The following is a 23,079-nucleotide window of genomic DNA, read 5'->3' as shown; positions in this document are numbered from 1 at the left end:
ATATGTGTGTCCCAGAACACATGCCGCAACTGCGGCGAGGTTGTGTTCGACCCGATGCCTGATCGAGGCACCGAATTCACCATCTCGTGGGAGACACATGAAACACCCCGCACTCCACCGTTGGCTCACCGCAGTTGCCGCCGTCACGTTGATGACCGGAATCGCGGCCGCCCCCGCCGCCGCAGAAACCCAACCGCCCGGCGCGAACGACTGGTCCTGCAAACCCAGCGCCGCACACCCCAACCCGGTTGTCCTGGTACACGGCACCGGTGGCACTGCCGCTCTCAACTGGATGACATTGTCGCCCATGCTCGCCCGAGAGGGCTACTGTGTTTTCTCTTTCGAATACGGCGCGACCATGATTTCCGCCGGCGTGTTCTATGGGCTCGGCGACATCCCCACCTCGGCTCGCACCATGGCCACCTTCGTCGACAAGGTGCTGGAGACCACGGGAGCAGCCAAAGTCGATGTCGTCGGACACTCCCAGGGCGGAGGCATGCTTCCCAACTACTACATCAAGCGCCTCGGTGGCGCGGCAAAGGTGCGCACACTCGTCGGAATGGCTCCCAGCAACCACGGCACCACCTCGCACGGTTTGGGCAACCTGGTGAACGCGCTCGGCCTGATGGGTCTGACCGGGAATCTCTATCAATTCCTCCAAATGCCCGCTCTCACACAGCAGGTCATCGGATCACCGGTCGCAACCGAACTCTATGCTGATGGCGACACTGTCCCCGGGGTGCGTTATGTCGTTATCCAAACGAGAAAAGACCTTGTCATCACCCCGTACACGCAGGCATTCCTCAATGGTGACGACGTCACCAACATCCTGCTCCAGGACCAATGCCCCGACAACCCCGTCGGACACATCGGGCTGTTCCTCGACAGCCCGACGATGCAGAACATCCTGAATGCACTCGGCCCCAACACTCCCGACTTCAAACCCACCTGCACCGGATACGGACCGATCCTGTAAGTCCGCGGGCTCGCCTCGCTCTACCGGAAGGGTCTCCATCGGAAGGGTAAGGGACCGGCCCGCGTTACGGGGCGGCGCCTGACAACGGCTCCGCCCCGCCTCGCTGGCAGGCTTTCGGCCCGGCTTTCTCATCCGAATCGGGTTCCTGCTGAGCAGATGGCCTCAAGAAACCCCGCCGTTCCGGCCGACGGAGGTCTAGCGTCACGTGGCGATACTCTCGGCGACTAATCGCCTTCAAGAGAAACTAACGGATTCGACGAGATCACGTCCACGTCCGCGTTCGACGGGCGGATCTCCGGGGACTGCTCGTGCTACACGACGACGCTCCCGCTGGTGCTGCTTCCCGCGGGCATCGGCTGCAGCCCGATGATAAGAATGCTCACCGATCGCGCCCAGACCGCCGACCCCGTCCGGTCTTGGTGATCCATGCCACTGGTGTACATACAGGTCATTTGGTCCGGATCCCTGTCAGATCGATCGCCTATAGACCCAATTCCCTTCGGCGAATCGGTTGGTTGGTATCCGGTTCGAAATACTCCTCGGGACCAAAATTCTCGGCCGCCAGTGTGCATTCGAGGCGTGCACGCTCTTCCCGACGTCGTTGCGAGGGCGTCAGCGCTTGTCGTCGCTGGTGTTCTGCACGGTGGTCGGCGAGCTCTGAACTGATGCCCTGCTGTAGCGCTATGACAGCTGCGTCGCGTGCTGCGTCGTCGTTGTCGGCGGCTTGGGCTTGATCTGCGAGTCGGCGGTGTTCGCCTTCGATTGCGATGTGTTCGGCACGGGCTGCCAGTTCGTTGGAGGTGCGGTTGGCAGCGCGCGCGGCGGCACGGGCCTGTTCGTGTGCTTCGGTGTGCTGGCGGTGCTTATCGGTCAGGGTGTTGATGTGTTCTTGCAAGGTTTTGCGCTGGCGGCGCCGCGTCACCGAAAGCGCATCGATTTCCTCGCGCGCGGCGTCAAGTGCGACAGAGGTGGCGTGGAGTCGACGAATGGCGGTGTCGAGTTCGTCAGCGCACTGCCGGGCGGTTTGTTGTGCACGGTCGGCGGCTTTCTGGTGTTCGGCCACGGCCGGATCGGGTTCGACGTCGACTTCAGCGTGTCGGATGGGTACGAAGAAGTCGGCCTCAGTGGCGATGTTTCCGAGTCGTTGACGCAGGCCTTCGATCGCCTGGGTGAGGTCGTGATCGGTGAGGCGCTGCAGCGAATCGAGCACAGGCAGTGGTTGTTCGAGGAGCGGGTGGTCGTGGAGCCACTGTTCGATGATCGCGCGCCGGGTGAAGTCGAGAGCCCGCCAATCTCGGCGCAGCATCGCTAATGCCGCAGGTGCAGGGTGTGTTTCGGTGATGTGAGTGCATCGGGCCGTGATGTGGTCGGCGGGGTCGTGGTCGGGGATTGGCGGTCGGGCGTTGTCGCGGCAGGAGTGGCATAGACCGTCGTCGGAGTGCCGCGGCGGCACAGGAATGCTCGCGTTGCGGGGGCGTTCGATGCTGCAGTCGACACACACGAGTCCCGCGACGGTGGGCATCGCGGCCAGGTCGTAGTCGATCGGGAACCCGACACCGGCTGTCCGAGGTCGCTCGACTGTCCCCCGTTCAGGGCTATCGGACGATTCCGTGTCAGCGAGATAGGTATCGAAGGCGTCGTCGCCAGCTGCCTGGATCGGGTCGAACACGGTTGGTGTGAGGGTGGGGTCGGAGTGCTCGCGATGGTCGTAGACGGGGTGCGATCGTTCGCGATCCGGGTCGGTGTCGCGGTTGAAGGTGTGTGGATCGGTCTTCGGTATGGACGCTCGGATCAGGGCCCGATGGTGCGGAGATTGGTCCGCAGCCCATCGCAATCGAGCCTGCGCGACGGGGAAGCTGTACTGGTACAGGGTGTCTGCGACTGTGGTCAATACGCCGCGTTCTTCCTCCGACAGCGCATTGCTGAACCGTCGGAACGTTTCGACTGCATCGGTAATCCGCCCTGCTGCGAACATTCTTGCGATGTCCTCGATCCCGGACGTCGGGTCGCCGTCGGTGGGATGGCCGGTGTTGTCCAACCTGGCAGGCTCGTCCGTGCTCGGAGGTCGGCGGTTCTCGGCGGCGTCGGGCGCCGACGATTGTTCGTAATCGGCGGTTGTTGTGCCTGTTTTGGCGACGGTGGGTGTCGAGGGTCGTGTGGCTGGCGGGGGCGACGAAGTGTGGTGATGGAGGGCGTCGATGCGCCAGGCCAGCGCGGCGGCGAGTTGAGCGGGTCGCAGCGGCGCGGCGTCATCGGGTTGGGCGCCTTGCAGGAGTTCGTAGGCGGTACTGAGCAGATCGTGTGAGGACCAGGTACTCGTGGCGCGTTCGACTGCGGCGACGACGCGTGGCCATGCCGGTTCGGTGACGATTTGTTCGGCCGTGGCCGTGCCGAGGACTGTTTCGAGGTGAGGTAGCCATTCGGGCCGGAGGAGGTCGGTGCCGGTGGTGTCGAGAGCGGAGGGCTCGAGTTCCAGGCGTGCCCATAGAGCGGCGGCCGCCATCTCATCGGGTAATGGGTGGTGTGCGGCGGCATCGGTGAGCAGCGTGGCGATATCGATGCCGGCGCGGTGTGCGAGGTCGATCTTGTCAGCGATGACGGGCCAGTAGGTATCGGTTGTGATGCGGTGATCGATCTGGTCGACGATCTCGGCCCACTTGTTGCGCGGAAGCGTCGGATCGCCGTTGGCGTCGATGACGCGGTGCTCGAGGCGCTGTTGGTGGTGGCGTTCGAGGTGGGTGTGGCGGGGTGGTCCGGTCGGTCGGGTATCGGTGTCGGGTACGTGTAGTCCGGCTCGCCACACCGCAAGCTCGCCGAGCAACGCTGGGTCGGTGCCCAGCAGTGGTCGTACCCACGCGGGTGCAGTGCTCGGTGTCCACTGTTGTGCAGTGGCTCGGATCTGTGCGGCGAGGTCGACCACGATCTTTTCGCGTGCCGCAACGGGTTCGGCGGCAGCACGATCGACTATCTGGTCCGGGAGTCCAGGTGTCCAGGCCAGCGGACCGGTGCCGGCGGAATGAGCACCGGTGGGGTCCAGGCGCCAGTCCAGAACTGCGGCAGGATCATCGGCGGTGTCGAGTTCTCGTTTGTCGGCTGCGGCGCGGAGCGCGGTGACGGGATCGGTGCCGGTGAGCGCGATCAGAGCGAGGTGTTGGCGCAGGATCGGGTAGGCGGGGCGGTCGGTCAGGTTCGGGTGGAGGGTGTCGGCGGCGTGGTCGAGGGCTTCGAGTCGGTCGGTGCCGAATGCGTGTTCGGCGGCCAGGCCGAGGGTGTCGAGGTAAATATCGACCGCGCGCCCGATCCGCAAGGCAGGGTCCAGGGCATCACGCAGTGCGGTGTGCGCGGACTTTTGTGCTCCGTCGCGTGCCATTACGCGGTGCAGGATCTCGATTGCTGTGCGCGGGTAGGTGGCGGGTTCGGTGTAGATCGCGCCTTCGGCGCCGTCGAGCGCGGTGACGATATGGACGTGGTTGGCGTGGATCCCGCGGGTCATCGCGACATAGAACTGTTGGCGTGATTCGCGTCCGGACAACGCGACATGGCAGGTGTCGGCGGTGATTCCTTGGGCGGAATCGATCGTCGACGCGTATCCGAGGCGCACGTGCGTGCGCACATATTCGGACGGGAGGCGCACCGTTTTGTCGCTGTCGGTGCCACGGTGGCGGTGTGAAACGGTCAGTGAACCGTCGTTGTGGACGTCGGTGACGGTCCAGGAGTAGCCGTTGCGAACCCAGTCGTGTTCTCCGAAACGCAGCTTCGGGTTGTTGCGTCGCGTGCGCACGGTGTCACCGACCGAGGCGCACAGACCGTCCGCGAGAACCACTTCTGGACCGGTTTCAGTGTCGGTTCGAGCGAGTCGGTCAGCGCGGGCGCGAGCATTGAGTGCTGTCACGACATCGTGTGTGGGAGCGAGCATGATCACGTCGCGACCTTCGAGGTCGTCGGTGGCCCAGGCTTGGTAGGTGTCGTCGTAGACCGATCCGGTGTGCCCGGCGTGGATGCGATCGTTGTCCAGATACCAGGCCAGCGCGGACGGGTCGCCCTCGCGTAGCCCGATCGAGGCGGTCGCTTCGCCCGTGGATGCGAACCGGACGACGTGCGAGAGCGTCAGGGTTTGTTCAGGCGAGGCGGCGTTCATGTCGGCGTCGGCGCCACCGGCTTCGATCGCCGGCAGCTGCTTGTCGTCGCCGATACAACGCACCGTCGCCCCGCGAGCGGAGAGGAACCGCAGCAGTTGTAGGCGTTTGGTGTTGCCGAGTTTGACGTGTTCGTCGACGATCACCAAGGTTCTGTCGTCGATGTCGAGTACCCATTGGGGCAACGACGACGGATGATCTCCGGCGATGACGGGATTGTTCGGGCTCGGGGTGTGGCGGTTGATGACGTTGAGAAGTTTGTCGACGGTCTCGGCGCGGGTGCCGATCGACTCCCCCAGAACAGCGGCCGCAGCAGCGGTGGGCGCCATGCCGAGGACAGTTCCGCCACCGGAATGCCATGCGGTGGTGAGGACCTGCATCGCGGTGGTCTTGCCGGTTCCGGCCGGGGCGTTAGCTGTATGGACACGCAGCCCGGAGGTGGCGAACGACGAGACGACGCCGATCTGGCCGGCATTCAGCGGGCGATCCGGGTTCGCGGTGTTGTAGTACGAGACCGCTTTGGCCACCAACTCGGCGTCGAGGACACGGGCGCCAGGTTCGACCGAGAGCTCGATCAACGCTGCTTCGACGTCCAGGGTGGATTCGGTGGTGTAGACCTGCGAGTTCGCGCGCACGTGGACACCGGTGGTGTCGCTGCGACGCAACCATGTCGGGACGGCCCGCAATACTGGTTGTTCGGTGAGGTCGGGGTCTCCGCGCGCAACTGTGGACGGCGGTGACAGTGCCTCGGCGACAACCTTTTCCGGGATCCAGTTCCAGTCGGCGGACGCGATCTGGCCGCGGAGTTGGCGTTCGACCTCGGCACGGAGGTTGAAGATCCCCCAGGTCGAACGCCTGGCGGAGACCCCGGCCAGTGCACGTTCGGCAGCCGAGGAGATGAACGCGGCATCGGGCTCCGGGCGTGGTGTCGGCGATACCGACACCGCGCGCGCCACGATGTCTTCGACGCCGTCACGGCCTCCGAATAGTTGCCCGGCCTGTGCCGCCCAGGTGTCGCGTTGCTCGGCGAGTGAGGTCGAGAGGTGTTTGGTCGGGCGGGTTTCCAGCGTCGCGCGATCGTAGAGGTCATAGATCTCCTTTCGGCGATGGTTCACGCCCGAACGTTGCCTGGAATGCCGCGGTGAGCTGGTCGAGGCGGGCGACGATCGCGGCGCCCCGCTGTGACCAGGCTTCGATCAGTTCCAGGGGGATGCCGACGATTTCACGGATCTGGACTTGGTCGGGGGTGCGTCCGGGCCGGGCTTCGAACTGCAGATTGAGGTCGGTTTCGAGGTGGTGCTCGATGCGGGAGTCGAAGATTTCCGAGGCGGTGACAACGGCTTCGTGCAGGGTTTTGGAGTCGATGGTGCGCCATTTGCCGTCGAGGGTGCGGACGCGATTGGCGATCAGGACATGGGTGTGCAGGTCGGGATCGCCTGCGCGGCTGTCGCGGTGGGTGAACCCCGCGGCGACGATTCCGTCGACGTCGACCTGCCGGATCCCGTTGCGGCCCAACCGGGTGAAGATCGCGTTGTGCTCCAACCAGGTCAACGCATCCTCGATCGCGCGCTGATGCGCGGCCTCGATCCGGTGCGAAACGTCAGGTGACGCGAGTGCCCATAGGACTGAGACGCTCTTGACCGGGCTGAAGGTGATGTCGAAACCGGCGACTGCCGCGTGTTTCGGGCGCGAGTTCTTCGCGACCCACCCCGACAATTCCCGGGCATTCAACGGTGGGCGGTCGTACTCGGAGGTAAACATTTCTGTCGCGACGCCAGTGCGGATTCCTGCGCGTTCGTCGTACGGGATTGCGGTTGTGGGTGGGAGGTTCTGTTCGGAGTTGTATGTGCGAAAAGCATCTGAGCACTGTTGCCGGTACTGGGAGTGGGCTCCGTAGACGGCGAACTTATTGCCCAGTTTCGATGCTTTCTCGGCGGCCTGGGTGGCTTCGCGATCGTTTGCGCCGAGGGTGATCTGGTGGGCGTAGACCTGCTCTTCGATCTGTTCGGCGTTCGGGTGGATGCCCAGTCCGAACAGTGACTTCATCTGCGACTCTGTCACTTCCGCGCCCGGTGGGATGTTGAGCGCGGCGAGGCCGCTGCCTTGCCAGCGTCCGGGTGCTTCGCCGTGGGCTGAGTAGTAGTCGGCCAGCGACGAGCGCCCGCGTGCGGTGGTGTCGTTGGCGGCGATATTGCGTAAGTAGTAGAGGTATCCGTTGCCTGCAGTGACTCGGTGAATTGTTGCGACCATGCATCCATTTGTCGCCGATGAAATCGCTTGTGGCAAGGGAAGAATTTCGCTGCGGGAAGTGCTGGGAAACGTTGAGAAACATTGGGGGGCAACGTAATCAAATCATAATTCCGTGATGCCAGACGTTTGCATGAAATTGGGGCGATGAGAAAGGGGGTTGTGGGAGGTGGTGGAGGGCGAGGTGCGTCGAGGCGCTTCGTGGGAGCGGTGCGGGTAAGAGCGCAGGGAGCTAGCGGCACAGTGAGATTGCGGGCGATGGTGAGGTCGGTCGGTGAGATTGCGCGGCTGGGGCGCCAAGCGATCCCCCAGCCGCGCACCGAGCAACGACAGGTCGGTCAGGCCGGGACGCGATGCACCCGGGGTGCGGGAACCTCGAGTTCGAGCCAGACGCGGCACACCGTGCAGAAGCCGTCGTCGTGAATGGGCTTGTATTCGGTGCACCCTTCACACCGGGCCTGACGCAGGCCTGTAGGCAGGACACGCTCACGACGGCGGCGCGGACGCGCAGACGCCGCCGCGGTATCGGACTGTTGTTCGGCGCCCGGTTCCGGAGCACCGGGCAACTCTGGGTGTTCGAGCAGGAACCCATCGATGGTGGCGGTGAGCCACTTGGGTGCGCGACGCCGAACTTCTGCGAGCAGCCCGCACGCAGCGTCTGGGTAGTGCTCGGCGAAGAACCGGCAGTACGCGGTCGCCAGATCGATGAACGTGAACCCGGCCGCCAGTGCGGGTAGCCCGGGATGGTTGTCGCTGCGGCAGTAGTCGCACAGTCCATCGTCGCTGCGGAAGGTGTTGTCGCGGGCATGGATCGGATGGCGGTCGGTGTGGGAGCGTTCGACGAAGCAGGACACGCACCGCCACCCCAAGGTGGGCGCCATGGCGGTTCGGAAGTCGTCGAGGCCGTTGCCTTGGAACAGGAAAGTGTCGCGGCGGTCGGCCCGGCCGCGTAGGCCGGTGCGCTGTGCGGCCCAGGAGATGGAGTCTTCCTGTGACGTTGTCGCTCCCCCGGCGACGGCGTGGGCGTGGTCGCGTTGATCGGCGACGTAGAGGCAGTATTCGTGATCCCAGATCGCGGAGGCAAGGTCGGCGGGACGTGGCGGCAACTCGCCGGGGCGGCGCGGTGTCCAACCGCGGGGAGCGCGGTTGCCGATGACGATGCCGCGGGCGGCGAGCTCGGCGAGTCGACGACGCAGGCGGGCTTGGTCATCGACTTCGGTGTCGACGAACAGGTTCTCTCGGACGTAGTCGGCTACCTGCGACGGTTCGATTTCAACCGGGCGGCGCTTCTCGCGGGCGAGCACGCGTGCGCGTACTTGGGTCGGGGTGAGGCGGGAGGCATCGATGCGTCGGGTTGCTGGTACGACCAGGCGCGAGGACGGGTTACGCCACAGTCGGATCGACTGGCGTGGCATCTCGGCGGTCTGGAGTTGGGCATGCAGCTTGGCGAACTCGTCGGCGACCGTGGAGTTGTTGCGGCGCGCTCGGGCTTCGAGGATTCCGGCCAGGTCGGCGGTTTCATGGCTGTGGAGGCCGGGGTCGGTGTCGGGCACCAACTCGAGCATCCGGAGCCGCTCGAGGTCGTCGGCGGTCTTGAACCGAGAGGTGAGCCGGCTCAGTGCGGCGTCGAGCGGAAAGAGAGTGAAGACCTCGACCATGTAGTCGAGCAGCTTCCAGTCGTGCTCGGTCGCCAACGCCAGCGCGGCGGGCAGCGCTTCGAGCGCGCCACGGTGGTCGCGGTCGAGGGTGAGGAACGTATCTCTGATGTCGGCGATCGCATCGATGAACAGATTCGTATCGGGCACAACCGATTCGATGACAGCGGTAGTGGACACAGCGGAACTCCTGACGTGGTCGAGAGATGACGGCAACACCCCGGGCGCGCTGGAACTGCCACACTTTTCACAAATGAGGGGTGCCGGGCTGGGGTGGGCCCAGCCGAGGGCTACCGACCAGGCCAGTGGGCGACACGGCGGAGGGAACGCGCCACTGCGTGCGGGGGCGAGTTCCCCGCGCTGACCGACCGAACCGGTGGCTGCGGCTGGTTCGGGCGCGGGGAGCTCGTTTCCGCCGGGCGCGGGCCCGTAGCCGTGGCGCGCGCTGGCCTGGTAGCCCTCGAGCGGCTGGGCCCACCCCAGACCGTCACCCCGGACCCCGTCCCGGTGACCCGATCGGCGACCCGCGGTTCGGAGAATCCGGCTACACCGCTAGAAGTCGGGTTCACCGCTGAACACCCCGGCGGCGGCGACGGCGAATACCGGGGTCGCCGAGGGTTCGTCGCCACCGAAGTCCTCAGAGCCTGTCGGACCGGGCTTCGACCACGGATCGTCCTGTTCGCAACTGTCAATGGAAGTGCCACCACTGTCACTGTCTTGGGCACCGGTGCGGGTACCGCCACGATGATCGAAACTGGTTTCATTGCTGCTGTTTTGGCGGTTGCCAGAGGTGCGGGTGAGGGTTGCGCGGGCCCAGCGCAGGCTCGGGCCGATCTCGTCGATGTCGAGTTCGAACACGGTGCGTTGCTCGCCCTCGCGGGTTTGGTAGCTGCGCTGTTTGAGCCGGGCGATCAGGATCACCCGCGAGCCTCTGGACAACGAGGCTGCGGCGTTTTCCGCGGCCTCGCGCCACAGGTTGCAGCGCAGGAACAGCGGGTCCTTGTCACGCCACTCGCCGGTCTTGGGGTCGCGGTAGCGGGGAGTGGACGCGACGGTGAAGTGCGCTACCGCCACCCCTGCTGGTGTGTAGGTCAACTCGAGGTCGGAGCAGAGATTTCCTACGATCTGCAGATTCGTATCTCCGGACATGACAAAGCCTTCCGTTGTTGAGAGGAGGTCGGGACAGAACGGGCACGTGTCAGCGCAATGCGACCGCGCGGTTGCTGTGTTCGCTGGAACGGATCCGACGGCGGTGCGCCCGGAACCTGCGATGGTGCGACGCACGCGGTGTATCGGTGAGGAATCGCCGCGGCCGCTGCTGGCCCACCGCCCGGCTCTCGATGTCGCGATAGACGGCTATCGCTGCCGCAGGGTCAGGCGGTCGTGGTGATGTCGATGCCGAGCTCCGCCGCGATCTCGCGTCCGGTGTTGGCCATCCTGCGGATCTGGTCTGGTCGAATGCACTCGCGCAGTGCGAGGTCCAACAGGTTCGCGATCGTGTGGTCGGGGTCGGCGTGCAGGGCCGCGGCGATCGCGATGCCGGCCACGACGGTGTCGCCGTAGTGGTACGCGCTGTATCCGAAGAAGCTGGCGGCCTCAGCCCGGTCCGGTCCCTCGGTCGCGGACGCGATCTGCCGCCACAGTGCTTCCGCTGGAGCACGGTGTTCGGTAGCGGAGAGCCCGAACATGATGTCGCGGATCATCCTGTCGCGCACGAGTGCGACGATCGTGGCGAGAGACACAGCTGTGAGCGGCGTTTGGTTGGCAGTGCTGATCTGGGCGAGTATCCATTCGGTGGCCCCGCGGCGGAAGGCGTTGGTGTGTTCTGTGTCGGTCGCCTTGGCGAGGTTGTCGCGGTAGTGGGCAGCGGCAGCGCCGATGTGGGGCTGTATTTGGGCGGCGAGGTCTGCGTTCGGGGTGAGTAGGTCGGCGAGTTCGTCGCGGGACCCGTAGATCTGGTTGCCTTCGAGGACGTGAGCGAACGCCACCGTCGACGCGCGAGGGTCATCGACCCGACCATCGCGACCGGGCGTCAACAGGTCCTGGTATTCGGCGCCGGTAGCGATCTCCGCGGCCCACCAGGCGTGACTGGGTTCGATCCCCACCTGGTTGAGGCGGTGCAGGACTTCCTCGGCAACCGTCGACGCGTTTGGCCGGTCATCGACGGCTATCAGCATGGTCGAGGGCAGGTTCTCGCGCAGACATACCGATTCGACCACGTTCGCCAGGTGGTGAACTCCGGCCGGGTCGGCGGCGACGTCGATGTCGAACCGCATCACCGCCCGAATCGACTGAGCACCTTCTGGTGTGGCGTCGGTGCGGAGCAACGCCATGACCAACGACCGGGTGGGAACGAATCCGAGCATCGCGGGTATCGCCGCGATCAACTCGCCAGCGTCATCGACGCGCAGGCGCGGGACGTTGTTCTCGGTAGTGCCAGGGTTGGCGTCGGACTCACCAAACGCCGGGCTGCTGATTTCGTCGCTGGCTTCCACAACAGAGTTCCTTTCGTATTCGGCGGGCAGGACAAGGCGGGCCGAGATCCCCGGTGCGACAAAGGACTCGGCCCGCCTTGAGTGCGTCTATGCGGCGTGTGCGTCGGGCTCGCTGATGGGGGCGTCGATATCGATGCGTTCGTAGTCGAGGTCGCCGACCGCGGCGAGTTCGACAGGGACAAGTTCGTGGCCGACCTGCTGCAGGAACCGCAGGTAGCGGTTGACACCGGCATCGGCGTAGCGCCAAGAATCTTTGACGGCGCGTTTTTCGTGGGCGCCGAGAACAAGTCCGAGGACGATGACCTGGCAGCGCGCCGGTTTCGCGGTCTCGACCACCTGCTGGAGCTCGCGCCGCCACGTTCCCTTGCCGCCGAGCAACTCGGCCGCGGTCTCGAAGGCGTTGTACTCACCGAGCAGGGCAGGCTCTGCCACCAACGCTTCGGCAATGAACTTCGAGGCCTCCGGCGGCAACGTCTTGCGAGCGAGGAGCCGGGTGACGAACTCCCGACGGACCTCCATCGCGGCGAGTCCCTGCTTGTTGAGCTCACGTACCCGCCGTGCCGCCAACCGTTCCTGCTCGCGTCGCACTGTAGCTTCGGCCTCAGCTTCGGCTCGTCGTGCGGCGAGCTCCTCACGCGCCAGAACATCGTCGACTTCTCTGTCGGGGTCGTCGCTGATGCCGATGGCGGTGGGTTCGGCGTCGGGCAGATCGCTGATCAGGCGCAGACCCGCGGCGTCGAGTTGGTCGGTGGGCAGGAAGTAGTCGGCCTGCCAGCGATCGTGTTGGGTGACTTCGCGAGCGTGGCGTAAACCGTCTGCGGGTTCGCGGTCGGGATCGTGTTCGGTGTTCCAGTCGACAGTGGCCGCATCGACGATCGAGCCGGTATCGCGTTCGACGGCCAACGGTGTGCTGCACAGCTCGATCCGCACCAACCAGCCCGCGTCGGCCGTCAGTTGATCGACGTCGATCGTGTCACCGTTGGCGTCGACCAGATCGTTCGCGTGGACCAGTACTGGGTCGGAACCATCGCAGTCCGGGTAGTCGTGCAGCACGCCGAATCCGGCCTCAGCCCAGGGCAGCACCGCGGTGAAGTAGGTACGCCGTTCGGCGCAATCGTTGGCGATCAGCCGCGCTTCGTAGCTGAAGTACCCGCGGTCGGTGTCGAGCAGCTGCCGCACCGCGTCGGTGTCGCCCACGTTTTCGTACTCGGCCAAGATCGCTGCCTGCTCGAAGTCAAGCTGGCCGCCGTCGACAGCTTTGCGGGCGGTAGCCGAGGCACCGATCTTTCCGGCCTGCTTGATCTCATCGCGTTTGGTCTGCAGCGCTTTACCGACGCGGGTAACCGACGCTCCGAGTTCAAGTGCGAGCGCGATTCCGGCGGCACGGTCACCGTCGGTAAGCGCGATCCGACGATCGTTGACCGTGATCTGGGTCAGGATCCGCGAGATCTCGGCATCTTTCGCGGCGAGGGCCTCGTCGGGTTCGATCAACCAGACCGGGACCTGCTCGATCCCGACAGCCATCGCGGTCAAGGTACGCAGCTGCCCGTCACGGACTGTCGCGGTGAGGTCTTCGGGATGACCGTAGGCGGTGATCGGTGTAAGTACCCCGTGTTCGGCGATCGAGTCCGCGAGCTCAGGAAAGTCGTCGAGGTTGAACGTTTCGCGCACGTTGTTGTCGATGATGAGAGTGTGAGGGTCACGGAATACCGCGACCACGTTCACGGGGCGGGCACTCTGCTGCTGCGCTGCGGTGTTGTCGGGTTCGAGGCTGGTGGGATCGGGGTCATCGAAAATCCTCCTGAATGGCGAGGAAGGCAGGCACCGACCGATTGCACGGTTCGGTGCCTGCCTTCGATGGCGAGCATGGTCTCGGTGCGGGACCGGTCGGTGGGGTCAGTCCGCGGTCATGGCACGAGTGGTCACGTTGATCGGGCGCAACCTGCGGGCGCCGTAGTTGTCGGGGTCGGTGTAGGCCCAGTGCTTGGCTTTCCAACCCGGATCGCTCTCGCGCCACTGCGCGACCGTGGTGGCTGTCAGGTCGGTCGCAGGGCCGGCGACGCCGTGATGGACCGCCAGATCGAATGCGGGGTGGGTCACTGAGTCGGTCATAAGAGAAACCTCCGAAAAGTCATGGGCGTAGACAGATCTAGTGCGGTGCCCACGCGTGGATGAGGAGACCAGCAGTGGCTGGTCGGTCAAGGAGCGCACCGGTTTGTCACACGAGGGTCATGGCTTTCAAGGCGAGGTCATCGAGTGCGTCGGCGCGGTCGGGGTCAGGAATCGTCTGGGAGAAGCTGGTGACCGCGTTCGCGATCCCCGCCGCCGTGAGCTGCCCGGCGGCAATGAAATGCGACAAGATCCCGGCGCGTTCGTCCTCGCTGAAACCCAATTTCCCCGCCAAGACCTCGATCGCCTTGTCCGGTTGACCCACCGGGGTCCCGGCGTGGCGTTCGAGCTCACCTACTTGTGCGGTGAGAAATGTCGGCGAGACCATTCGGTGACCTTGTCGCGGGTTTCGGCGGTGATCACCGCCAACCGTTTGCGGTAGGTGTCGTGCGACCAGGTGTCGACAGCGCCGATGTCGAGGCGGTCACCGAGGTGGCGTTTGGTGTAAGCGAGCAACGGGAGGGTCAGTCCGTTGCTGCAGATCTTCACGACCAGTTCCGGTTTCAACGTCACCGCGTGATGACCGACCTCGGAATTGGAGAAACGGAACCCGGCGAACACCACCGGCTCACGCCCTGACCGATACCCTTTTCCATCACGAGCCGCCATCCGCCGTCCCCGGTCCAGATCGCCTGCGACTCTGCGCCGTTCGGCCTCAAGCTCAGGGTGGGCGAACGGGTTGCGTAGTTGCGCAGAAACGTTGGCGCCAACGCGGAGATCTTCGGCGAATACACCTTGCAGTGCATCGTGGACTCGCTCAAGTCCGCCGACCGCACCACGACCTCGGCATCAGCGGCGGTGATGCCGTCCAGCACCGCGGTCAGCACGTCGAGGTTGTCGATGATGCCGTACCAATCAGACAGGAATGCCCGCAGCACCCCAGCCTCGCTGGCCTCGCCAGAAGTAAACAGCCGCAACAGAAACGACCGATCCTGGCTATCAACCCGCAAGCGGGGATCGTCGTGGCCATGCAACAGGCTGGTTGACGTTCGCGTCGTCGAGATCGGTCCGTTGCTGCTCGCGCAACCACTTCAGATAGCCGACCGGGATCTTGAGCTTGGTCGCCAACTGCGTGTCAGCGACCGCCGTGGGCAGGTAGGACCCGTCGGTCAGGGTGACGCCGCGCTCGTCGATCACCGGTGCGACACCAGACAGTTCGAGTAATCCATCCGTGCCCGCAACGATGAGCCGGGTACAACGACGTCGACCTTGGCTGCTTGCTGACGATTCAGCAACGGCGGCAGACGCTCGGCACTGCGCGTCAGTCAGATCCGCCTGCCCCGTCACCGCTACGCTGGCCACGAGGTCTCGGTATTCCGGTTCTGTTTGGTCGCTGCACCATCTACTGGAGACCTCTGGTGAAGGACACTGCCGCTGTTGATGTGTCGATGATCTGCGTTAGGTGTATGCCCCATCGCGGACTCCTCCAGGTCGTCTGGCATTCGTCAAGTACATTCGCGCAGTATTGATTACGATCATCAGGACGAACGCAACACAGGGGGTATCTTGCCTGCGCAAGACTTGCCGACGGCGACCGGAAGCGACAGTCGGACGACGATCCTCTTCGTCCATGGCACCGGTGTTCGTCAGCCCAGTTACGACTCCCGGCTGGCCGAGGTGTCTGCTGCCATCGCGCGTATACGTCCTGATTGGCGAGTCGAGCCGTGCTATTGGGCAGGTGAACACGGCGCGGCACTGATGGCTGGGGGGGTGAGCGTGCCGGGTACACCGTTCGAAGAAGCCGATCTGGAGATGGCCCTTTGGTGGGCACTCGAGTACGACCCTCTGGTTGAACTGCGTGCGATCTCGGACCGCAACCGATCGGTGCCGCCGAACCCGTTCGGTATCCACGACGGGGACGCCCTGCGGGCGAAGGTCGTTGCGCTGCCGACACCGGAGTTGGCTGAGGTTTTAGATCGTTACAGTTTGTCCAGTGCGCTGACTGCAGGGCTGTCGATGGTGTGTCAGGCGCCAGAGTTCGACGCAATCCTCGATCCTCCGGACGCGCCCGACCACATCGACTCGGAACCGCTGGTCCGTGCGATCGTTGCAGCGACCTTGCATGCTGCGAGTGCTTCAGCAGGATTCGGTCTACCCGGGTCTATACGCGACGATCTCCTGGACGCCGTGCGTGACGCGCTCGGTGGCAACGTACGAAGCGGCGGAGCGATCATGAGTCGTGCGCTGATCGAATTGGCGATGCGCGCTGGCGGGAGCCGATGGGTTGATCACAACCGGATGGGCTGGACCACCTCAGCCGCGCCTGCGGCTGGTGATGTGCTCAAGTACCTTGCCCGCGGTGCTGGGATACGCGACTACATCGCCGACCGGATCACTTCATTGACCGGGCCCGTGGTAGTGCTGGCGCACAGCCTTGGTGGCATCGCTGCACTCGAGCTGCTGGCCGCGCGGCCATTGCGGCAGGTGACTCACCTGATCACGGTTGGTTCGCAGGCACCGTTCCTCTACGAACTCGACGCGCTGCCGACACTGCCCTACCCGCTCCCGCTACCTGCGTCGGTCCCTCGCTGGACCAATATCTACGATCGCCGAGACCTGTTGGGTTACCGCGGTTCGGGTCTCTTTGGCGCCCGCATACGCGATATCGAGGTGGATAACCGCGTGCCCTTCCCCGCGGCACACAGCGCCTATTTCTCCCGTGACAACAAGGGATTCTACGACGTATTGGATGGCATCCTGCGGTGATAGCCGATGCTGCCAATACTTTTGCGGTCGTTGTCAGCATCGATGTCTACGGCACGGGTCCCGCAGGCGCTGCTGTCGATGAATATGGTCGACCGCGAACGCTAGATGCGCCGGTGCCTGACGGATATCGGTTCATCGATATGCTATTGACCAAGGGGGTGCCCGAGAATCGAATCATATTTCTGGCGGCACAGAATGAAACGGCGACTGTCGACTACGTCGCGATGGCAAGAAGTAGGGGGATCGATGTCCGCTCCCCCACGTTCGGCGTCCTCAAAGATCTATTCGAGAGCGAGATTCCCGCGCATGCGAGCGACCTACTGATCATCCATTGGGGTGGGCACGGGCTGCAGTTGGGAAGTCACGAACGATTTCTTTTGTGTGCAGATTACAAATTTTCCAATAGAAATGTGGTCGACCTACATTCCCTATTAAGTCGCATGAAGTCGAATGCTTACGCGAGCAAGCACCCACGCCAACTCCTGCTGATCGACGCATGCATGACAAATGATTCCGCCAGGCAGTCCTTAGCTCCGATGCTCTTCACATCACCAACCGGCCGGACTAGTGCGCCAGTGCAGCAAATTGCCCTACTCGCGGCATCGCAGGGTGAGCGCGCCATGGAGAAGAATGGTCGGGGGCTATTCTCGAACATTGTTTTCACGCATTTTTCCGAGCTGCGCAGTTGGCCACCTCGGTTCGCGTCCCTGGAAAGTGATGTGCGGGGCGCATTCGACGTAATGCGAGCAAACGGCACCCTCCAGACGCCGTTTGTTCTCGGTCGTTTCGACGGCAGGGGTGAGGTTGAATTCTTCTTTGAGAATCTCGCTATCTCTGATGACTCGTGCGTTCGCGAGTTACTTGATATCCTGACGAAAATCTCTCCATCAGCGCGGGATGCCGCTCTGTCGCGGGCTGACCTGCCTACCGCTCTGGGCGAGGAATGGTATCAGAACCTGAATGTTGCTTCTAACTCTCGATCCATCCTACGATTTTCTGGATTTGTGGCTGCAAATCCGGGAACGCATCGTGAGATAAAACTGCAGATGCTTAACTGGATCAAAAAGGCAGGAGCACACTGGGACCTTCCTAAGGCCGAAGTAGAAGATATCTTAGAGCGGGCGATCCGAGCACCGGAGTCCCTGTATATACTTGTTCACATTGTAGAATCTCTGGAAACTTTCGGTGAACCACTCGGATTGTTCGCGAGTGTCTATCGAGGGACCGGCAAAGGTGAGCCGATCGACGAAGTGGGCGACAGCGTCTGGAGTGCGAAATTCGCCTTGGAGTTAGGGCGCGTGCTGAACGCGGGACCACTCGGCGAACCTCCGGTCGTCGAATTCATGGTCCACCATTCGCAGTGGGACAAACAGTTTGAGAAGATTCAAGTCCCGGGACCAGATGGCTCCATCCGTTCATTGGGAGAGATTGCGGTAGTTACAATCAGCCCCGCTGAACGTCACCACGAAGATCTGCGTACCGCTGCGCGGATACAACGATGGACGCGTAGAGGTGCCGATATCGGCAGCCGACACAGTGGCCCCGAGGACGAACGTATTCATTGGATGAGCGGGGACTACGCAGAAGTAGGTGCAAGCGAGAATGTCCTAGCAAACGGGCGCCATGTATGGATTGCGGTGACCGAGCCGAAGATCCTGTCGGCGAAGGTGATGGAGCAGTGGTTGGACTACGGCGTGCCCGCTGCGGTCTGGATCCATCACTCCTGTTCGTATACTGCCGGTGAAGCGAAGCAAGCGCTGCTCGCCCTCATCGGTCGCACGCCGATAATGTCGGAATTGCCACATGCTGTACTGCGACACCGCTGTGCTGCGAGAGCCGCGGCTACTCGTTCCGCGGCACTCGCCTATCCCGATCTAGTTCTCTTGTGGGACGATCCGGGCAGGCCGCGGCCCGAACGGATCACTTACCGCTACCCGATATCCACAAACGGAGATTACAAATGACCGCATGGCCGATCTACAACGGTGCCGACTCCCCGCATGACGGTATAGATGACTTGCCTGAACCGCCAAACTGGCGAAAATTCGACGGTGGACCGGTGATTACGCGACCATCTGTGTCTGACAGCGATAGCGCGGCATTCTCTCGACGCCTTGGCTCCGGGCCCTTCCACCGTACCCCCACTCCTGATGAGGAACAGATGGTCAACGCGGCCCTATTTCTGCGGCGGCCGCTGTTGATCACCGGCAGGCCTGGCACTGGCAAGTCGACACTGGCTTATCGGGTAGCGTGGGAGCTTAAATTGGGGCAGGTGTTGCGCTGGCCGATCACGAGTCGGACGCGCTTGCGTGATGGGCTGTATCACTATGACCCGATAGGGCGACTGCGCGAAGAGAATCTGCGCCGCCGTTCCGACACAGCGATCGATAATGCGGATATCGACGGCGATGCCGAGATCGGCAGACACATCAGGCTCGGGCCCCTCGGAACTGCATTGTTGCCGTATGAGCGTCCTCGGGTGCTGTTGATCGATGAGATCGACAAGAGCGACATAGATCTGCCGAACGATCTGCTCAATGTCTTCGAAGAAGGGGAGTTCGAAATCGACGAACTCGTTCGGTTACCTCTCGAGACTCGGCGAGTTGATGTGCGGACCGCTGATGGCGGCGCTCCGGTTCCAGTGCTTCGCGGCAAGGTTAGATGTCGAGCATTCCCGTTCGTCGTCCTCACGAGCAACGGTGAGAGAGACTTTCCGCCTGCCTTCCTACGCCGCTGCCTGCAACTTGATCTCGCCGCTCCCGACATCGAAACCCTTACCGAGATTATCGCTTCCCATCTCGGAGCTCAGGCTGCCACCGCCGCCGCACATCGCATCGAGGCATTTCTCGAGCGACAGAATCAGGGAGAGGAGGTCAGCACGGACCAGTTACTCAACGCGATTTACATTGCAACGTCACAACGCGCATACCGGTCCGTCGACCAAGTAGCCGAAGCGTTGATGCGGCCACTTGGATCACCGCGATGACTGATGATCTGATCCGGCGGCTCTCGGTCGGCGGTATCCATCCCACACCGAGCGAACTGCTGGATGCGCTTTGGCTCGTCGAGCATCTTCCCTCGTCAAGTTTTGCCCGACCCCACCGACCTCCGAACCGACCTGTTAAGTCGCCCATTACCAGGGCGCAGCAGCGTGTGAACAAGTCCGACGGATCGGCTCCAGCTCCGAATCTTCAGGATCTGCCGGCATCGACGTCGAGCGATGCTCCGTTATACCCGGCCGGATCTGGCCAGTCCGCAGTGCTTCGCCGCGGCAAGGGCATTCGTGCTCCCTCGGTGCCCGCACTTCGTGATCCGCTCGAACTGGCCCGTGCACTACGTGCCTTCGGCCGTCGTGCCGACAGCGCCCACTATTTTGAAGTGGACGACGAGGCTACTGCGGCACAGATTGCAGACGAAGATCTGTGGACTGTGGTCTTGCGTCCAGAGCGAGAGCGGTGGCTGAGCGTGGCGCTGCTCGTCGACACTGCCCCGTCGATGGCGGTGTGGGAGGACACGGTGTCCGAATTCAATCGGATGTTGCTCTGGACCGGTCTGTTCCGTGTCGTCACCAGGCACCCATTCGACGGCGCGACGAGCAGTGATCCGTTGTCGGACAGGCCGATTAATCGACAGCTGATCTTGGTCGTGACAGACGGTGTCGATACACCCTGGCACAACGGGCAGGCGAGCCAGGCGTTACAGCGGTGGGGGCAGTTCAGGCCGACTGCCGTGCTGACGGTCCTTCCTCGCCGAATGTGGTCGGGTACAGGGCTGCACACCGTGCGAGCCGAGGCAGCGGTCCCCGAACGCGGCGCACCAAACTTCAAATGGCGGATATGGGCGTCGAGCAGCCTCGATACGATAGCGGTGCCAGTGTTCGAGCTCGCACCGTGGGGTTTACGGAATTGGTCCGCAGTGACGACTATCGGCCCGGCTACACATCCTTTGCGCGTACTTGCGGCCCGCCGTCAGTCAACGGTTGCGCCGCTTCAGATCACCCGCACGGCTATGGAAGCGGTGGCACACTTCCGCGCCGCCGTGTCACCGACCGCCTTTCGCCTCGCCTGCTGTTTCTCAACAGTTCCGCTTACGCCGCCGATCATGCGTTTGGTCCAGCACACCATGCTGCCGACGTCGGAGGTGGCGCACCTCGCCGAGGTGATGCTCAGCGGGGTCCTTGAACCGTACTCACCGGAGGGGGACCGCCATCCGGATTCCCTCGCGTACGATTTCCTCCCCGGCGTGCGAGACGCCCTGCGCGACCACATGACACGCGCTGACGCCTTTCTCATTGAACAGCGGGTAGGTAGGTATGTGAACGAAATGCTTGGAGGTCACGTCGATTTCCGAGCAGTCCTCGCGGACCCTGCTGGCGCACTGATCGGAACGGCGGGGGGCGACGATGCTCCACCGTTCGCTCGTGTCGCTCGCGACTTGCTCGCTCATCTACCTGGAGGCTTCGAGGCGACCAACGAACTACAGGAAGCACTCGACTGGCTTGCGCGCGCACGAAGCCATCGACGTGCACTTCTGATGTTCGATCCTGCGGTGGGGGCCGACGTCATTGAGCATGCGCTACGTCGGCGATCCCGGAACTACCGCGCGTCACCGACGGTGTTGGTTTGCGTCGACATCGCGAAGGCCGAACTCGACGCATTGGCTGCAGAAATCCGCAGCCTAAACATGCAGACAAGCAGCGAGGAAGCACTACGTATTGGCGGAGCGTGGACGGAACAATCCGAAGTTGAGTTCGACGGACTCCACGAAGCGGCGCTTCTTGCGTTCCTCACCGCGCAACCGCACATGCACGAAGTGGATGTGGTCACCAGCGCCGTGCGATTCGTAGTCGTATTGGAGTGCGGTAATGGACCGGAGGAGTTTTCTATACTGGATCAATACATCGGGAGTATCGCCTTCGATCATCGGCTAACCGAATTTTCCCCAATTCCAACTAATCAGCGCCCCCCTGGGAATCGCTCCCTAGCCTTTACTGTCCCTCGTTTGGCTGCGACACTGCCGACGTTCATCGAAAGGGTACGAACGACGGTCGTTGAGCATAATTCAAAGTTTGCAGACCGGCTCGATTTGCGATTGGTTGTACACCTCGGCAGACTCGATATAAGCGCTCACGGCGTTTTTGGTACACCGATCAAAAATGCGGCATTGATTCTGAATTCCATTTCAACACTGCATGCACCTCGGTCTGCTACCGGGGGGATGTTGATCGCAATTACCGATGCTGCATTTGGTGCGATTCACTCTTCTTCCCCCGAATGGGTGACGCGAGAGTTTGGAAATTTTCCTCGCCAAGAGGTTCTCACGGAATACGGTACGCAATCGATTCGACTTCACGTTGTTGAACCACCGAAGAGATACGAGACGTCGCCAAACACACCCGCTTCAAAACCTGTGAGTTCTGATCTAAGGAATGGTCCGGTCCTGTACGCGCCGCCGCGTGCGCCAACGCAGGTGAAACTTGGCCTTTGGGGTCCGCCGGGTAGTGGTAAAACAACCTTTCTGGCTGCGCTAAAGATCGCAGCGCTCCGAAGCAAACTGCCCGGTAACTGGGTGATGAGCGGATCGGATCCAGCGTCGAGCGAGTTCCTCGCTGAGTCGACGCACCAGCTGGTCCAACAGAAGATCTTCCCGGCCGCTACCCATCGGCAGCACCACATGATGTTTAAATTCACCGGCGAGCGATTGATTGAGCCGCCACCGCCTGCGCCGAAGCGAAGGTGGCGCCGACGGAGTGCTGAATCACAGATGCCGATTCCCACGGTGGAGCGCGACCAGTTTTACATTGATGTCCTCGATACTCCCGGAGGCAACTACGATTCGCGCACCGACCGCCTAGACGACGATTTGTTAGATCTCGAGTTCTCCGACGATGATCCGATGAAAGAGGGCAGTTTCAGCTATCTGGACGGGGCAGATGACGACCGTACACGCCTGCTCGACCATTTGCAGAGCTGTCAGGGAATTATATACTTCTTCGACGCCGACCGTGACACACGTCATGGTGATTCGTTCTCCTACCTCTACCCGGTGTTGGAGCAGTTGACTGCGCGGGTTATGGAGAGTGGCTACACCGGGACGCGGCTCCCTCATCACGTCGCGGTATGCATTACCAAGTTCGACAATCCCACCGTTTACAAGGCGGCGTATGTCGGTGGTTTTGCGAGCCGCGACGTAAATCCACCATTCGCGCCAGTGGTTCGCCCTGATCAAGCGCGCGAATTTTTCCGTAAACTGTGCCGCGGTGGTCATGAATCTTCAGGGCTGGTATACGAAGGACTCACAACTTATTTTTACCCGGATAACATCGAGTTCTTTGCCACTTCAGCTGTCGGCTTCCATGCTCCTGATGGACTGTTCCGCGCGCAGGATCCATTCAACGTGCTGCGTAGCCCGGACGATGGGAGTGCGAGAATAAGGGCCAAGGTCCATCCGATCAATGTCTTAGAGCCGCTGCTCTGGCTGAATGAAAAACTCCGATCGCAGATATAAGGAGCCGTCCCCCCGAGGTAAATGGTAGTAGGAGATTACTGGCGCGGACGTGACTACACGGTTCTTTTCTTTGTTGGAAACGGTGCGGAGGCCTCAGGCAAATGAACCGCGAGCTAACACTTCACCTAAACCAACATCGACGATGTGCGTGCCCCCGAGGCCGCAGTCCTCGCTGACAGTGAGCCACC

General features: G+C 62.7%; 16 protein-coding genes. 5 read left to right on the top strand and 11 right to left on the bottom strand.

The features are described 5' to 3' along the window. Window positions 1-97 precede the first annotated feature (97 nt). Window positions 98-976 (top strand): esterase/lipase family protein, encoded by an 879-nt coding sequence (locus OHS03_RS01895; protein WP_328660240.1) that lies wholly within the window; start codon window positions 98-100, stop codon window positions 974-976. A gap of 481 nt (window positions 977-1,457) precedes the next feature. Here the strand turns inward: OHS03_RS01895 and OHS03_RS01890 are convergent, their stop codons facing one another. The 11 genes from OHS03_RS01890 to OHS03_RS01840 all read right to left on the bottom strand — a co-directional run bounded on the left by OHS03_RS01890 (window position 1,458) and on the right by OHS03_RS01840 (window position 14,980). Further along, window positions 1,458-6,227, bottom strand: a complete 4,770-nt coding sequence (locus OHS03_RS01890) for an AAA family ATPase (RefSeq protein WP_328660236.1) — start codon at window positions 6,225-6,227, stop codon at window positions 1,458-1,460. Beyond that, entirely contained in the window at window positions 6,199-7,362 is a 1,164-nt protein-coding gene (mobF, locus tag OHS03_RS01885) for a MobF family relaxase (RefSeq protein WP_328660234.1), read from the bottom strand. Before mobF ends, OHS03_RS01890 begins: the two co-directional genes overlap by 29 nt. A 335-nt stretch (window positions 7,363-7,697) precedes the next feature. Further along, the gene (locus tag OHS03_RS01880) at window positions 7,698-9,194 is read right to left on the bottom strand and encodes a hypothetical protein (RefSeq protein WP_328660232.1); all 1,497 of its coding nucleotides are present in this window, start codon (window positions 9,192-9,194) and stop codon (window positions 7,698-7,700) included. A 372-nt stretch (window positions 9,195-9,566) separates the two neighbouring features. Beyond that, the gene (locus tag OHS03_RS01875; RefSeq protein ID WP_328664048.1) at window positions 9,567-10,163 is read right to left on the bottom strand and encodes a single-stranded DNA-binding protein; all 597 of its coding nucleotides are present in this window, start codon (window positions 10,161-10,163) and stop codon (window positions 9,567-9,569) included. Window positions 10,164-10,387: 224 nt separating this feature from the next. Then, a complete protein-coding gene (locus tag OHS03_RS01870) occupies window positions 10,388-11,509 on the bottom strand; it encodes a DUF4192 domain-containing protein (protein ID WP_328660229.1) in 1,122 nt (373 codons plus the stop codon). Window positions 11,510-11,596: 87 nt separating this feature from the next. Continuing rightward, window positions 11,597-13,234: a ParB/RepB/Spo0J family partition protein gene (locus OHS03_RS01865; protein WP_328660227.1), complete on the bottom strand. Its 1,638-nt coding sequence runs from the start codon at window positions 13,232-13,234 to the stop codon at window positions 11,597-11,599. Window positions 13,235-13,405: 171 nt separating this feature from the next. Continuing rightward, window positions 13,406-13,621 carry a hypothetical protein gene (locus OHS03_RS01860; RefSeq protein ID WP_328660224.1) on the bottom strand — a complete coding sequence of 72 codons (216 nt, stop codon included), beginning with the start codon at window positions 13,619-13,621 and terminating at the stop codon, window positions 13,406-13,408. Window positions 13,622-13,727: 106 nt separating this feature from the next. Beyond that, complete coding sequence (locus OHS03_RS01855; RefSeq protein WP_328660222.1) at window positions 13,728-14,006, bottom strand: hypothetical protein; 279 nt, start codon at window positions 14,004-14,006, stop codon at window positions 13,728-13,730. Further along, window positions 13,973-14,191 (bottom strand): hypothetical protein, encoded by a 219-nt coding sequence (locus tag OHS03_RS01850; RefSeq protein ID WP_328660220.1) that lies wholly within the window; start codon window positions 14,189-14,191, stop codon window positions 13,973-13,975. The genes OHS03_RS01855 and OHS03_RS01850 overlap by 34 nt, the downstream gene beginning before the upstream one ends. After that, window positions 14,188-14,628 carry a hypothetical protein gene (locus OHS03_RS01845; RefSeq protein ID WP_328660218.1) on the bottom strand — a complete coding sequence of 147 codons (441 nt, stop codon included), beginning with the start codon at window positions 14,626-14,628 and terminating at the stop codon, window positions 14,188-14,190. The genes OHS03_RS01850 and OHS03_RS01845 overlap by 4 nt, the downstream gene beginning before the upstream one ends. Beyond that, window positions 14,618-14,980 (bottom strand): hypothetical protein, encoded by a 363-nt coding sequence (locus OHS03_RS01840; RefSeq protein ID WP_328660215.1) that lies wholly within the window; start codon window positions 14,978-14,980, stop codon window positions 14,618-14,620. Before OHS03_RS01840 ends, OHS03_RS01845 begins: the two co-directional genes overlap by 11 nt. A gap of 204 nt (window positions 14,981-15,184) precedes the next feature. Between OHS03_RS01840 and OHS03_RS01835 the strand changes: the two genes are divergently transcribed. From OHS03_RS01835 to OHS03_RS01820, 4 genes are read left to right on the top strand one after another with little or no spacing between them, the layout of a single operon-like run. After that, a complete protein-coding gene (locus tag OHS03_RS01835) occupies window positions 15,185-16,384 on the top strand; it encodes a hypothetical protein (RefSeq protein ID WP_328660213.1) in 1,200 nt (399 codons plus the stop codon). Beyond that, window positions 16,381-18,348 carry a VMAP-C domain-containing protein gene (locus tag OHS03_RS01830; protein WP_328660212.1) on the top strand — a complete coding sequence of 656 codons (1,968 nt, stop codon included), beginning with the start codon at window positions 16,381-16,383 and terminating at the stop codon, window positions 18,346-18,348. Before OHS03_RS01835 ends, OHS03_RS01830 begins: the two co-directional genes overlap by 4 nt. After that, window positions 18,345-19,370: an AAA family ATPase gene (locus tag OHS03_RS01825; protein ID WP_328660210.1), complete on the top strand. Its 1,026-nt coding sequence runs from the start codon at window positions 18,345-18,347 to the stop codon at window positions 19,368-19,370. The genes OHS03_RS01830 and OHS03_RS01825 overlap by 4 nt, the downstream gene beginning before the upstream one ends. Next, a complete protein-coding gene (locus OHS03_RS01820) occupies window positions 19,367-22,891 on the top strand; it encodes an SAV_2336 N-terminal domain-related protein (protein WP_328660208.1) in 3,525 nt (1,174 codons plus the stop codon). The genes OHS03_RS01825 and OHS03_RS01820 overlap by 4 nt, the downstream gene beginning before the upstream one ends. Window positions 22,892-23,079: the final 188 nt, after the last annotated feature.

The organism is Nocardia salmonicida, from assembly GCF_036142455.1.
GTDB classification, from domain to species: Bacteria; Actinomycetota; Actinomycetes; order Mycobacteriales; family Mycobacteriaceae; genus Nocardia; species Nocardia salmonicida.
Note: the sequence above shows the minus strand (reverse complement) of the source record. Positions and strands in the feature narration are given on the sequence as shown.

What these genes read in the sequence shown, in the direction of transcription:
- OHS03_RS01895 (WP_328660240.1), top strand. Translation starts at nt 98, where the DNA reads ATGAAACACCCCGCACTCCACCGTTGGCTCACCGCAGTTGCCGCCGTC.
- mobF (WP_328660234.1), bottom strand. Translation starts at nt 7,362, where the DNA reads ATGGTCGCAACAATTCACCGAGTCACTGCAGGCAACGGATACCTCTAC.
- OHS03_RS01875 (WP_328664048.1), bottom strand. Translation starts at nt 10,163, where the DNA reads ATGTCCGGAGATACGAATCTGCAGATCGTAGGAAATCTCTGCTCCGAC.
- OHS03_RS01860 (WP_328660224.1), bottom strand. Translation starts at nt 13,621, where the DNA reads ATGACCGACTCAGTGACCCACCCCGCATTCGATCTGGCGGTCCATCAC.
- OHS03_RS01855 (WP_328660222.1), bottom strand. Translation starts at nt 14,006, where the DNA reads ATGGTCTCGCCGACATTTCTCACCGCACAAGTAGGTGAGCTCGAACGC.
- OHS03_RS01825 (WP_328660210.1), top strand. Translation starts at nt 18,345, where the DNA reads ATGACCGCATGGCCGATCTACAACGGTGCCGACTCCCCGCATGACGGT.
- OHS03_RS01820 (WP_328660208.1), top strand. Translation starts at nt 19,367, where the DNA reads ATGACTGATGATCTGATCCGGCGGCTCTCGGTCGGCGGTATCCATCCC.